Below are 13,606 nucleotides of genomic sequence, written 5' to 3' on the forward strand. Positions count from 1 at the left end.
ACCGGTTTGAGGCCGGTGTCAGGTGATAACTAGATCTGTACAATCAAGAATTGAGAGTCTTGTCACGTAGCGTGCCATCTCAGTCTTCTTTGGTCGAGTATTTCAGGGAATCGTAATGTAGGGGGGGGGGAGGAGAGTGACTGCTTTTAGCCCTTAGGTATCATACTCAACGCCGTCTTTACTTGATCTCTTGCAGCTTCACCGAACAAGTGTGTATTTGCGATGAGCATGTTAACAGCAGGGGATGCAGATTGCTTACGGATACGCTCTTTGGCCGCAAATGCGTGCTTTTGACGGCGGTAAACATCTTCCCACCAATCACGACCATACTTTTTTAGTATGCATGTTTTGATTGTTTTAAAACGCTCCCTGCTGGTGGTTCCTTCAGCGGAGGCTAACACGCTTGCCCATATCATGCGTTTCTGAAGGTCATTTGGGACCCAATCTTGCCCTCTAAGTTCAGCAATAACATCCGGATGTAGATATAGAGTACCCTCTGAGACCTTGCGCTTCACCCAGAGAGGTTGGGCACGCTCAAAAGCCGACTGTTTATCTTGAGCACTATACCCATGACAATGTAGCTTCCAAGTTTCCAACTCATCAATCGCGGCTAATCTCCGGGCTAACGTTTCCACATCTTCTCCATATTCATATAACGTTTACCACTACATGACCATGATCAGCTGAGCCCGGCAGATATCTAGACCTGTGACCATGATGTATGGGGTGTTTCTAGAGCACATGGGCGATTCAGTGTATCCCCAATGGCGCTGTCACACCTATTACTTCTTCGTCAATAAATCAGATGGTTACGTACAGTCGGCAATGCGCATTTCACGCGTGTTGCGCAGGATGATTGATTTTCATGTGGGCGATTGAAGCTAAATCAGGGGACGCGTCTCGGCCATTAGTCAGGATGGTTCAGTTTTAGCTAAGCTGTGCGAAAAAGAGGCCAGTGCCGACCGGCCCTGACCTCTGCGTTTTTCCGCTCTATGGTGCCGGATTACTGACAGGCTCCCCAGTTTACTCCGTCCGTGCCACATTCCAGGCTATGAGTACCGTCCGCATAGGTTGTCTGCTTCTGATAGAGGCCGCTGCTGTTGTAGCTGGTTTTGATGGTATTGCCATTTTCACTGGCCGTCATGTTCTTGACCCAGCTAGCCGCATCAGGATCTTGTGATGGTTCGTCATACTGATAGGGGAGGGCTTCGAGAGCTGCAGTGAGCTCACCCATGTTCAGGCTGGATAGCTGTGCTTCCAGACCAACCCAGTCGTTCAGGAAGCTGAATGCGCCCGCCTGCCGGTTATACATGAATTGGGTGGAGTAGCTCAGATCGTTGTTGCTGTAGTTGATGAAGGCGTAGCGGTGGGTGATCGCTGCTGCCATATCGTCAGGAGTACAATCGTCGAAGCTTTCTGCCGACGTATTGGACAGATTCTCCAGAATGTAAGTCTTACTGTTTGCACGGGTCGAGAGGGTCTCCTTGATGTCGCAGCTATAGGGGGTGTTATCCCCATTGCGCGACTCAAAATCGTAGCGGGTTGTGTAGGTGTAGTTACTGCCTGCCACAAGGCGCTCTTCGCCATAGATGATGGTCTTGATGACTTGTGTGAAATCATCGCTCACCTTCACCAGCTCGGTGCTACTTTGAGTCCCACGGTGCAACAGGGTTTCACGATACCAAGCCTCCGGATAGGCATTGTTGTGATCGCGACTATCCCCCTTGTGGTAATCGACATAGACAAAGGTGGCGTCCGGGTTTTCCCGTTTCAAGGCCTCTGTCTCGGTGAAGGACTGCTGCAAGCCGCGCACGATCTCCTGGGCCAGCATGCCAGTCTCGCTATCACCGCTGGCGATGAAGTCCGTATACAACTTCTGCTCGGAAATGTTGTAGTGACTGACAACCCGGCTGACGGCCTGTTTCATCGAGGCGATCAACTGTTCCTGCTTTTGCCGGTTCGCCATGACGGTCTGGCAAGTCGTCTGTGATTGGGCTGCCAGCTCACTTTCTACACTGCTCCAGAGCACCGTGGTCAGCGGCGTCACATGGTAGACATCATCCTTGGTGATGGGGGCAAAGGTGGGAGGAAGGACCATCTGATAGGCTTCTGTTACCGGGCCAAGATCCTGGTCCACGGCATCCACGGGCACATCGACCACCAAGGGGGCGTATTGAGCGCAGGTTTGCAGGTCTACCGGCAGCTCTAACCGATAATCACCGGCATCATTGGTGGTTGTCTTGGGTTCACCATCATCCCACTGACGGTTGAAATTGAGATCGAGATAGACGGTAGCGCCTTGAATGTATCCATCAATCGCCTTTCCTGACATCGCCAAGGAGGCATTCGGTGGGGTTGGACTATCCGTGTTTCCACCGTCGCTACCATCACCGCCACAGCCTGACAAAGTAGCCATCAGCATCATGGCCAAGGGGGTTTTCTTCATTGTTAGTTTCCCGTTTATTATTGGTATGCGATAACGCCCAGAGCATGGTCCGTTATCATCGTGATAATTTTATCTCGGTGTACGGCTATAAAATGTTGATTAGCCTCTGATTTATGAGTTTCTATTCACCGTGCTTGTCGTTGTGTTTCGGCTTCAGTGCATCAAGGTGCAGACAGTTCTGTCTCGCACACGATGACTTCGCACTCTGATGGGTCAGGGAAGTCTCCGCCTTCGTCGGTGACATATATCTTGTCGGCATGAACGCGGTAGTTACCCGCCGGGGTCAGCAGTGGGTTTTCATACATGCCCTGATAATCGACTGAGACAGAGGTCGCACCATGGGATCTCAATGTGACGCGTCCGTTGGGGGCGATAGTGATGGATTGTTGAATCCCATTTTCACCTCCGAAGTTGAAGTACCGGGTTCCCGTGAACGGCAGCGCCACGGCTTGTTGCTGTGGATCCCCGGTATGGTCAGCGCCTCTGGCGCTCTGGCACATTTTCTCTAGCAGCAGATCCAGCATCCCCTCTGGCTGTGGTCGCCCGTTAATCTCCAGCGCCTCCACAGAAAAACCATCATCTTGCATCCAGACCTGCACCATGGCCCGTGCGGGCTGACTGGCATAGGTGATGGTGCCGCTGACATTCACCAATTTCCGACCATCCGCTGCTTTCCCACCGGTCCACTCGGGGTCTTCGAAAAAGCTGTTGACCATCTTCTCGACGGAGATGTTCGGGCACATCTCCAGCTCGCTTTCCTTGAGGGTTGCCACATCCAGCAGGCTGAGCAAACCGGCCTGAGCGCCTGTCGAGCAGAGCATCAGTAAACCGACTGCAGTTTTTATGTTCATACAAGGCGCTCCTCACAACACCCATGAAAACGCGGATATGGAGCGGTAGTTATAGCGACGGTCAAACTCCTCCTGTGTCAGGCACAAAACACGGATGAACTCGATTACGGACAAGAGCAGGGGAAGGCCGGTGGTGCAGAGTGCGAGGTAGATAAGCCCCCACCCCCAGTTCCCGGTGTAGAACTTATGCAGACCAATGCCGCCGCCCAAGAATGCGAACACAGCGGTGAGCCCCTTGCGCTTGCCACGGTGCGCAACGGCGTTTGCGCCGTTTAGCGGTGCCTGCGGGGGAGTGGTTGCGGCAGAGGGGGGCGTGGAGGCTGTTGCCCCCTCTTTAATCGGCCATGCTGCGATATCGATAGGCTTCAGCAGTTCATCCGTGATTGCCCTGGCTTTCTTCTTTGCAGCGCCGAAGGTATCGATGGCATCGACAAACGAGCCATTGAGGGTGAGCTGGATGGTCTCATCGCCTTGGGAGGCGAAATTCACGGTGATGCGCATACCGAAAGGGTTAAAGCCATATTTCCATGCGGCTTCGATCCTGCCTTGGGCGCGCTCAATGGTTTTCAACGTGCCGCCCTGTGCTTGCAAATGGGCGGCGACATGATCGAAAAGTGGCTCATAGGGACTGCTGGAGCAAAGAGTGTTGTCGGACACTTTTTGCAGGCTGATGGTGTTCATGCATGACTCCTTGGGTATCGACTGCGGGATGGTTGACGACAATGTGAAACAGCGGCGACAGGTGGTGTCGCGGCATGTCAGGCGCTGTCGCCAGATGTATAAACTGGGATCTTTGTCACAAATGAATCAGGGTGGAGCCTGACTCATCAGGGTCAATAAATGGCGTAAATCACGGACGATCTGCTCATGGATAAAACCGGGCGAGATCACGGTGAGCCCCGGCATCCAGGATTTGATGACAGGCAGAATTTGATTGGCATCGAGTACGCGACTGCTCAATAACAGCGCACCGTCATCCAGGGTTTTGACAATCTCTTGCTCGGGCAGCAACGGGCTATGCTGAAAGTTGAGGGCGATGGAGGCACTGGCCTTGAGGAGCACCTCGATCATGCCGGAGCGCCAGAGCGTCGGGTCGGTATCGATCTGTCGTTGAATGTACGCGTCACGGGTGAAGGTCTGTTGCGATAGCTCAACCAGTGTGATGGAGCTCAGCGGATAGGCTTGCAACCTTCCCTCGCTGACACCGACCAAGTGCCAAGTACCCTTGTAGTTGACGAGCTGATAGGGACTAAACAGCTGCTTGCGCTGGTCTTTGGTGATGAGCCAGCATTGCAGATGCTGAGTCATTGCCTGCTCTAATACCGGTATCTGGTGAATGAGTGAGTCAGCTGATTGACCATCGAACCCCTTGATGGCGAAGAGACTGGGGTTGCCTCTGTCCAGCAGCTGACCCAGACGATGTTCACTGGCGCGGGGGAACAGGTCGGTGATGCCAAGCTGTTCGGCCAGCTTTCGCAGTTTTCTGTCGTTCTTGTGATTGAGAAACTCAGGATCCAGCCAGTATTGCTGGCTGCGGTGCTCTATCGGTAAATAACTGAGGCGTTGATTGAAATCCCGCTGCAGGGTGCGCACGGTGACGTTGTACTCGGTGGCCAGATCACTCAGGTGTAGCTTCTCACCGCTGTACAGGCGGGTGAGGAGCATACCGAGGCGCTGAGCAATCTTGTCGTGTTCGTGCATACCATCAAGCAAGGGGAATAACGGTGTCGTGGATTATCCAAACAGGCCGCGACACGGCGTGACGAATTGGCTGACAGGCAGTTTTTCGCAAAACCCATCATCGGCGATGGGCTTTTGTCATCAGAGGTTGGGTTTTGTTATCTGCGGGCGAGGAGTGGTTGAGCAGGCAACGATGGTGTTTGTGTTCGGGAGGAACTAAAACCACTATCAAGTGGTTAAACCACTATGTGTGTTTTTTAACCGCTCGGTGAGCCACAGCGCACAATAAGAAAGATGTGTTAATTTAGATTGTCTATACAACGGGTTGTCCGTTATGGTAGACCCCAGAACCATTCCCTTTCTTTATGGAGGGTTTTTGTGTTTGTTTGGTAACATGGTTTCGAGTGATATGGCTTGTCTTTGATTGCGATATAAGGAAATAGTGAATGAGTGATACATCCGAGAATCTACCAAATGAAGGTGTTGTGGTTAATACGGAGGTGCAGTCCTCAGACACTTTATTTCGTAATTCATTTGAGATTTCAATTGAAGCGGCAAAGATAGTAAATTACGCCGCAGCTCAAAATAATATTCCACTAATTCAGCGTTTAATTATTCGCAACAAAAGCGAACAGTCGTTCAGGCAGGTGGATTTTCAGATAAGTGTCAATCCGGCATTTTTTGAACCCAAGCGTTTCACCTTTGATATCTTCGGTGCTGAAGAGTCTCGAACCTTCAACTCAGTTCAACTAAAACTCTCGCTAAACCACGACTATCTATTCGATCTGGATGAGGCTGAGACCGGTAACATCATAATTACCGTGTCTAAAGAAGGCGAAGAACCTTTGGTTCACAACGAACCGATTCGTGTATTAGCTCGTAACGAGTGGGGAGCAACACTGGGTTTACCAGAGCTATTGGCTGCACATGTTCAACCCACGCCTATAGAAGTTGATCGCATACTGTCAGCCGCATCTTCTTTGCTTAAGTCATCCACAGGCTTGAGCATGAATGGATATCAGAGTAAAAACCGTGAGTATGTCTGGAAACAGGTAAATGCAATTTACCAAACTCTAGCAAACATGGGGTTCCATTACGCACCGCCGCCTGCCTCTTTCGAGCGAACAGGACAGAAGATTCGGACTACTGCCCAGATCCTCGATGGCAAGATGATGACTTGTCTGGATTCCAGCGTACTTTTGGCGGCTTGTCTGGAACAGGCGGGTTTGAACCCCGTAATTTTGGTCAAGGAAGGTCATGCTTGGGTTGGGGTCTGGTTAGTTGATTCGTACTTTTCCAACCCGGTAGAAGACTGCGCTCAAGATGTGAGAAAGAGAATTGCCTCCGGAGAATTTCTCACGCTTGAGACCACAGTGATTCCTCAGGCCGCTTCTATGAAAAAGGCTATTGCCGATGCAGCAAATTATCTGGAAGAAGCCCAGGAGCACACTTTTGAATACGCGATTGACATCAAGCGGGCTCGCCAGAATCACATTCGCCCGATGCGTGCTATTGCAGCGCTAGGCAAAGGCACTGTCGACTATGGTGAGGATTTTTCACCAACAGGACCAATTATTGAAGATGTCCCGGAATTGCCGCCATTAGATCCAGGAGTCATAACCACCGAAAACGTAGTGACTGACAACACTCCGGAAGGTCGTATGGCAAACTGGAAGTCCAAACTGCTTGATCTGACTTTACGAAATCGTCTACTAAATTTCAAACCCAGCAAAAAATTCCTAAAAGTAGTGACTCATGATGCGGGGGATCTTGAAGACGCATTGGCAGCAGGTGGTGAATTCAAGCTCGTAGCCAAACGTTCAATGGCTGACATGGGCGACCCCCGAAGTGAGGAAGAATTTAAAGCCGAATACGGCATGACCTCGGCTGAGCAGTATGCTCAATCGGCGCTACCAAAAAAAGAAATCTGTTTTGATGTAGAAAAAGAAAAACTGCAGGACTACGCCACTGTTATATTCCGTGAGGCTAAAAACACCTTAGATGAGACCGGATCTAACAGTCTATATATTGCGTTGGGTACATTATGCTGGAAAGAAACCCCAGAAGCCGAGACTGTATTGAAGGCGCCAATTCTCCTAGTTCCTGTGAAATTGAAACGCGGTGCGGTAGGCTCTGGCATCCGATTGGAACGTCTTGATGAGGAAACAATTTTTAACCCCACACTCTTACAAAAGCTGGCAATAACATTTGACATCTCTTTACCGTATCTCGACGGGCAGCTTCCAAATGATGATTCCGGTGTGGACGTAGACAAGATTTTTGCGACATTAAGGAAGAAAATTGAGGACTTGAAAGGTTTTGAAGTCATCGAGGATTCTTATCTTGGACTGTATTCTTTTGCTAAGTACCTCATGTGGAGAGATTTATCCAAAAATTCTCAGGATTTACTCAAAAATAAGGTGGTAGACCATTTGGTTAACCATCACGGTGAAAATTTCCAGGATGACACAAAAGCAATCAGGCCTGAGGATTTGGATCGCGACTTCTCACCTCAATCTTTGTACACACCATTGTTGGCTGACTCGTCTCAATTGGCTGTCATCTGCACAGCCGAAAAGGGTCGAAACATGGTCGTTGAGGGACCTCCAGGAACGGGCAAGTCTCAGACTATTACCAACCTCATCTCTCACTTCCTGGCCAATGGTAAGACTGTGCTCTTTGTAGCTGAGAAAATGGCTGCGTTGGAGGTAGTACACAACCGATTAACAGACATTGGGTTGGCGGAGTTCTGCCTAGAGCTGCATTCGACTAAAGCGAAGAAATCAGAGATTTCCAAGCAGTTTGTGCAGGTGCTCGAATGCGCGGACAACAAACTCGTTGCTGATTGGGAGTACGAGGCAGAGCGGTTGGCTGCGCTGAGAAACGAACTGAATGCCTTGGTTAGGGTGTTACATCAGACACATAGAAACGGTTTGACAGTGTACGAAGCTATGGGCTGGACGTTAGTGAGCGACAAAGAACCAGCTCGCTTTGATTGGACTGACCCAGAGACACATGACTACAAGGAAAAATGCAGTCTGGAAGATTTTGTGGGTGATTTGGCAGCGTTGGCTACACGCCTTTCCAAAATATCGACTCACCCGCTCAATGAAGTAAAGAAGACAACTTGGACTCCTACTTGGCAGGACAGCCTATTGCAAACGGCTAAGCAATCCGTTGAGCAAGTGAGCGATATCGAGGCCAGCTTGCAGGATTTCTCCGCGCTCGTAAAAATCGAGGCTAATCAAGCGAGCTTGGATCAGTTGCAGTCCATTGATGAACTTGCTGCTGCTTTACTTAACGTTTCACAGGTGCCGATGGAGTCAGCTAGTCAAGCGTTCAGCACACAAGAACGTAAGAAATTGGGCGAACTTATCCGGCATGGCGAGCAGCGTACCGTCCTATGGTCATTCTTCAAGAATTACGACGCGGAACTAAAAACGCTAAAAGCCGCGCCGTTAAAACTCCAATGGAGAGCGGCATCCCAAGATTGGTGGCCCAAGAAATGGTTTACTAAGCGGAAGATTTCTAATCAGATTAGACTTTTTAGCCTTGATAAGTCGCGCGTTGCGGACGAGGAGATGGACGCATTCCTTGATAATTTGGCCAAATTAAATGTAGAGGATCAGTACCTTCACGAAAATGCAGCAATCGGATCAGGTTGCTTGGGAGACGTTTTTAAGGCCGAGAATACCGACTGGAGTCAGGCGGCAGCCTACCTTCGCTGGATGGATGATTTGGCTTTATCTGTGCAAAAAGCCTTTGACGCACAGATGGAGCAGTTAGACATCGCCCGAAGTTCGCTTCGAGTGCTGCTTTCTGATCAAAATGAGTCCTTTAGACCGGGTGGGCGGCTCTATAACGTGGCCCAGGCTTACAGGACTTCTTATTCGGGCTTCATCGCGCTGTTCACCAGCCTTAGGGAGCTCACTGGTAATAGCGAATTTTTGGGGGGCTCGGCCAAAGTGGGCTTACTGGGTTGCATACGTTCAATGCATGCTCAGTGGCAGTCACATAAACAGGAAATCCAACCATGGTGTGTCTGGAATGACTCCCGTGCGAAGGCTTTATTACTTGGATTGCAGGGCTTGATTGAGCAGGTCGAGCAAGGTGCAGTAGATCTTGCTGATCTTAAAGATCATTTTGTGGTGTCTTATGCTAGCTGGTGGCTAAAGTGCATTTTGGATAGAGAGCCGTTGCTCGCGAACTTCTCTGGCGCATCACAAGCCCATAAAATTGCAGAGTTCCAAAAGGCTGATGAGCGTTTCCAGAAACTCACAGTTCAGTATGTACAGGCCAAGTTGCGCGGCAAGATTCCAACTGGGTCAGAATTGACGGGTGACTTGAAAGGGGAAATAGGGTTTTTGCGCCATGAAGCGCAGAAGCAGAAGATGCATCGTCCGATAAGAGAGGTGCTTAAAAAATCCTCCGCAGTGCTGCCACGCTTAAAACCCTGTTTACTGATGTCACCTCAGTCCGTTGCACAGTATCTAGACACGAGCGCTCAGATGTTCGATGTAGTTATATTTGATGAAGCCTCGCAGATACCGACGTGGGACGCTGTTGGTGCAATCTCACGCGGTAAGCAATTGATTTGTGTTGGTGATCCTAAACAGCTACCTCCGACCAACTTCTTTAGTGCCTCGGATGCCTCTGGAAACTTTGATGATGAAAGTCTCATCGAGATGGAATCTATTCTGGATGAATGTTTGTCCTGTGGCATGCCATTGTCTCGGTTGGCTTGGCACTATCGTTCACGTAACGAAGGGTTGATTACATTCAGTAACCACCAGTATTACGGGTCGGATTTAGTTACTTTCCCAAGTCCCGTGGAAACGGATAACTCTGTGGAGTTTGTTGATTCGAAAGGGGTATATGAGCCCGGCAAGTCGCGCACAAACAAAATTGAAGCGGCCAAGATCGTTGATGAGATCGAGCAGCACTATCTCTCAGGTGCTGGTAAGAAGTTCTCCATTGGAGTCATTACCTTTAACTCTACTCAACAGGCTCTGATAGAGAAACTAATGGATCAGCGGCGCCTTGCGAATCGGCAACTGGATGAGGCTATTGCACAGGCTGGCTCAGAAGAACTCTTCATCAAGAATTTGGAGAATGTTCAGGGTGATGAGCGTGACATCATCTTGTTCTCAATTACCTTTGCTAAGGATGCAAGTGGAAAGTTGAGTATGAATTTCGGTCCAATGAACAAGGAAGGGGGCCATCGCCGCCTTAACGTGGCTGTTACCCGTGCTCGACACAAAGTCAAGATATTCTCAAGCCTACGGCCAGAGGACATTGATCTATCGCGCACTAATGCCAGGGGGGTGGCAGATCTAAAAGCCTATCTGGACTTCGCTTTGCATGGCGCCCGTGTTTTGACTGAACAAGCCATACCAACTGGGCGGGAACCTGATAGTCCTTTTGAATATCAGGTCATTGACGCCTTGCGTAACCGTGGGTGGCGTGTTGTGCCACAAGTTGGTGTATCCGGTTATCGAATCGACCTGGCTGTAGTCAATCCTCATGCTCCAGGAAAATTTTTGCTGGGAGTAGAGTGCGATGGCGCTACTTATCATTCCGCACCGAGTGCTCGTGATCGAGATCGCTTGCGCCAAATGGTGCTTGAAGGTTTAGGCTGGAATATTCACCGTATTTGGTCGACTGACTGGTGGTTTAACCGAGAGATCCCCCTGAAAGCGCTTCTAGCACGGCTAGACGTATTGGAAGAGCAAGCGCGTCTTGAAGTACAACCGGGTTAAATGAAATTCTCTGGTGGGGGTATATACAGCGTTATGTGTTTATCCCCAATAGTGTTGTTACACCTATCGATGATTTGCATATAAATCAAATGGTTACTAACCATAAGAAATGCACATTGCTCATGGTTTGCGTCGGATAGTGCATTTCTCGCCTTGGGTAATTGAAGTTCACTCAGGAGTGAATCAGGGCCATAACCCTCCAGTCATCGCTTCATGGTAAGGCTGAAAAGTGTTTAGTGAACTTGGGGTGATTCAGCCATTTTTTCTTGGTGGGCTTGGATAGGTTGTTGTTGCTCCTGGAGCAGCACTGAAGGGAGTGAGTAGTGAAGAAAGCAACGTTACCCGCCATCGTCGTCACCGGTCTCTTAATGACCGGGTGCTCGACACAAGGCAACGCCGTAATACCTATCGTTGGGCCGCTGGCCAGTTTCGCGAGTTATGAGTCCGTAGGGTCGTTCGCTCTCAGTGGGGATCGCCCCTACCTCGGGAAGGTTCGTCGCAACAGATTAGATGGCACCTATGACATCACCACGGCGTACATGACCATCGGCGATCTCATCCGGGGGATGACCGGATTCAGCTCGCTCGAAAACTTTATCGACACATCTGCACGGACGGGGCTTGTCGTCGTGCGCGGGACCAGCGCCAACTGCCCCACAGCGCAATGGGCTGTGTGGTACGACGACCGCCAAACCGTAATCCACCCGTTCCCAGGATGCCAGCCGTACACCAAGAACACCGTAACCCGTAATGGGCAATACATCATGTTTGAAGACCCTGCAGGGAAAAGCGACTCGCTTTACGCATTCGACGTGCGCCAGGCCAAATTTGCTGAATACCGATACCAGCGGCCAGTGGCAACCCCTACCGAAACAAAGACAGCTCGCCAGAGCTCGCCAGCGCGTCCCAAGCAGACGGCAACGGTATCAAGCAAACGCACCCCGGCAGCCAAGACCAGACCGGCCACCAGCACCCCTGCGGTCATTCGCCAGGCAACCTATCAGCCTGGCACCATTAAGATTAAGAAGGTCTCCAGCCAGACCACCCAGGAAGTGGTGACATGGGAGCAATAACATGGCGCTTTAAGGCGCTGCTTGGCACAAAACTGTTTTGGCTCACCCTGCTCTATCTGTTGTGCGAATTGGCGTTCAGCGCAAGCCTGCTGGAGCTATGCAGCCGGGAGGCAACCCTGGATGAGATCAACCAGCTCGAAAACGTCGGGCGGCTGCTGACGGGGATGGCCATCTCGCTGCTGTTCATCGGGATGTTCATCGACAAACAGCACATACGACCCTCCCGTCGGATCCTTTGGTCGTTCGGGCTGGTACTCTTGTTCACGGGTCTGAACCATAAAGCGCAGGACGCGTTCATCGACCATCGGATTCAGACCGAGTTTGCTACCGCTGAAGCAAGAAAAGGCGCCTTTTTGCTGACCCTGGCGGGCCGTAGCCTCTCGAATGGCACCCTGAACTTACGGAGCATCCATACCCCGGAGGTGCTGGAGCACAAGTCATCCGTAATGGCATTCGTTGCCATCTTCCCGGCATTGGCGTTCAACTACCCCAATGTCCAGGACGAGATGACCCTGCTGCTGAAAAAGGCGATCTCCATCAGCGTGACCAAGCCCTGCGACGCCCTCGATGATCGGACCAAATGCCTGGGGTCTCCAGCCCAGTTCAACAATGACACTTGGCCCCAGATCGTTCGGGGGGTGGAAGAACGCTATATGGAATATACCCGCGCCTATAACAAGGCCGTTGTAAGGACTAGCCCGGAGGCATTGAAGCAAGCAGCCACAGACGCTTGGGATGACTATCTGTTCCAGCTAAAACGTGCGGGGTTTACTAACCTGTTCACCAAACACGCCCGCCCTTACCAGGTCCCGTCCTCTAAATTTGCCCAGGTACGTCAAAAGGTGCGCGAGGCTGGGGTGCCAGTGCCGAATAACTGGCGCCCTACCGATCGCAAGACTTTCGAGGCTGTGGTGCGGCAGAAAGCCTATCGTGACACCTGGAAGGCTCTGGGCGACTCGATGGGGATCAGCAATCCCAGTCGCTACGTGACTATCGAATCGTTCATGCTGCTCAAACCGGTACAGGCCGCGGTGCGCGAGCAGCTGGGAGTAGACGGAAGTAGGCGGATCCCGCTTGTGACGGAGTTTGCTGACATCGAGCGCCAGGTGTACCGCCCAATAGCAAACAGCATCATCGCCAGGCTACAAGCGCAGGTGGATTCGTCCACCGCTCGATTCGTGGGGCCGGGACCGCTGGCTGAGAAGGCCGATTCCGCAGTCAAGACCCTGGTGGTTGTTCCGCTGGCCCTGCTGTTGTCGCTGCTCGGGGGGTTTGGCCACATGATGAAGCTCACCACCTTGATCTTCCGCAGTTTGCTCGATGAGCAGAGCAAGGCTCGCACCTTGAAAGCCATGACCGCAGCTATAGCCCTGGTCTCAACGGGGGTGTCGGCTCTGTATTATGCAGCTAATCCCCTGGTCGAAGCCAAGGCATATCAGACCTTTTCCGCGGCAACTACCCTCAATAGCGGCAGAGCATTTTCGCTGGGGTTGGAGTTCATCATCCGGTTACAGGAGTTCGTCTACCCGGTTAACGCAGTTCTGCTCCAGCATTGTTATGTGATTATCCCCCTGGTCGGCTCCCTGGCGCTGTTATGTCTGTATCATTGCGCCGAGCCAAAGCGCACAATGCGAGAGGTTCAGGTCAACGTGGCCGCGCTTCAGAAACAATTACAGGCGGCGTTAAGCAATGAATCTCAACGAAAACGAAATGCAGCCTAGGTATCGCAATGATAACTTTCAAAGTCATTTTGTTGTGGTCAACTAAATCCGGACACATAGTTAAGCCGCTTTTCGG

General features: G+C 51.1%; 8 protein-coding genes. 3 read left to right on the forward strand and 5 right to left on the reverse strand.

The annotated features are described in order from the left end of the window. Nucleotides 1-146 precede the first annotated feature (146 nt). From AACR77_RS22975 to AACR77_RS22995, 5 genes are all read right to left on the reverse strand, one after another. Nucleotides 147-635, reverse strand: a complete 489-nt coding sequence (locus AACR77_RS22975; RefSeq protein ID WP_081999341.1) for a hypothetical protein — start codon at nucleotides 633-635, stop codon at nucleotides 147-149. A gap of 368 nt (nucleotides 636-1,003) precedes the next feature. Continuing rightward, nucleotides 1,004-2,446, reverse strand: coding sequence for a hypothetical protein (locus AACR77_RS22980; RefSeq protein ID WP_042879021.1), 1,443 nt, complete (start codon nucleotides 2,444-2,446; stop codon nucleotides 1,004-1,006). 161 nt (nucleotides 2,447-2,607) lie between these two features. Next, nucleotides 2,608-3,297: a hypothetical protein gene (locus tag AACR77_RS22985; protein ID WP_042879023.1), complete on the reverse strand. Its 690-nt coding sequence runs from the start codon at nucleotides 3,295-3,297 to the stop codon at nucleotides 2,608-2,610. A gap of 12 nt (nucleotides 3,298-3,309) precedes the next feature. Next, nucleotides 3,310-3,978 (reverse strand): TM2 domain-containing protein, encoded by a 669-nt coding sequence (locus AACR77_RS22990; RefSeq protein ID WP_052224755.1) that lies wholly within the window; start codon nucleotides 3,976-3,978, stop codon nucleotides 3,310-3,312. A 126-nt stretch (nucleotides 3,979-4,104) separates the two neighbouring features. After that, complete coding sequence (locus AACR77_RS22995; protein WP_042879024.1) at nucleotides 4,105-4,998, reverse strand: helix-turn-helix transcriptional regulator; 894 nt, start codon at nucleotides 4,996-4,998, stop codon at nucleotides 4,105-4,107. 425 nt (nucleotides 4,999-5,423) lie between these two features. On the opposite strand from AACR77_RS22995, the gene AACR77_RS23000 reads away from it, so the two are divergent. The 3 genes from AACR77_RS23000 to AACR77_RS23010 all read left to right on the forward strand — a co-directional run bounded on the left by AACR77_RS23000 (nucleotide 5,424) and on the right by AACR77_RS23010 (nucleotide 13,530). After that, nucleotides 5,424-10,736, forward strand: coding sequence for a DUF4011 domain-containing protein (locus AACR77_RS23000; protein WP_052224756.1), 5,313 nt, complete (start codon nucleotides 5,424-5,426; stop codon nucleotides 10,734-10,736). A gap of 323 nt (nucleotides 10,737-11,059) precedes the next feature. Next, nucleotides 11,060-11,809: a hypothetical protein gene (locus AACR77_RS23005; RefSeq protein WP_042879027.1), complete on the forward strand. Its 750-nt coding sequence runs from the start codon at nucleotides 11,060-11,062 to the stop codon at nucleotides 11,807-11,809. After that, on the forward strand, nucleotides 11,797-13,530 hold the full coding sequence (locus tag AACR77_RS23010) for a hypothetical protein (RefSeq protein WP_042879028.1): 1,734 nt from the start codon (nucleotides 11,797-11,799) through the stop codon (nucleotides 13,528-13,530). Before AACR77_RS23005 ends, AACR77_RS23010 begins: the two co-directional genes overlap by 13 nt. The last annotated feature ends 76 nt before the right edge of the window (nucleotides 13,531-13,606 follow it).

The sequence above is a fragment of the Aeromonas sp. ZOR0002 genome (assembly GCF_963866995.1).
GTDB classification, from domain to species: Bacteria; Pseudomonadota; Gammaproteobacteria; order Enterobacterales; family Aeromonadaceae; genus Aeromonas; species Aeromonas caviae.

Coding starts and splice junctions, on each gene's coding strand:
- AACR77_RS23000 (WP_052224756.1), top strand. CDS start 5,424: ATGAGTGATACATCCGAGAATCTACCAAATGAAGGTGTTGTGGTTAAT.
- AACR77_RS22990 (WP_052224755.1), bottom strand. CDS start 3,978: ATGAACACCATCAGCCTGCAAAAAGTGTCCGACAACACTCTTTGCTCC.
- AACR77_RS23010 (WP_042879028.1), top strand. CDS start 11,797: ATGGGAGCAATAACATGGCGCTTTAAGGCGCTGCTTGGCACAAAACTG.
- AACR77_RS22980 (WP_042879021.1), bottom strand. CDS start 2,446: ATGAAGAAAACCCCCTTGGCCATGATGCTGATGGCTACTTTGTCAGGC.
- AACR77_RS22995 (WP_042879024.1), bottom strand. CDS start 4,998: ATGCACGAACACGACAAGATTGCTCAGCGCCTCGGTATGCTCCTCACC.
- AACR77_RS22985 (WP_042879023.1), bottom strand. CDS start 3,297: ATGAACATAAAAACTGCAGTCGGTTTACTGATGCTCTGCTCGACAGGC.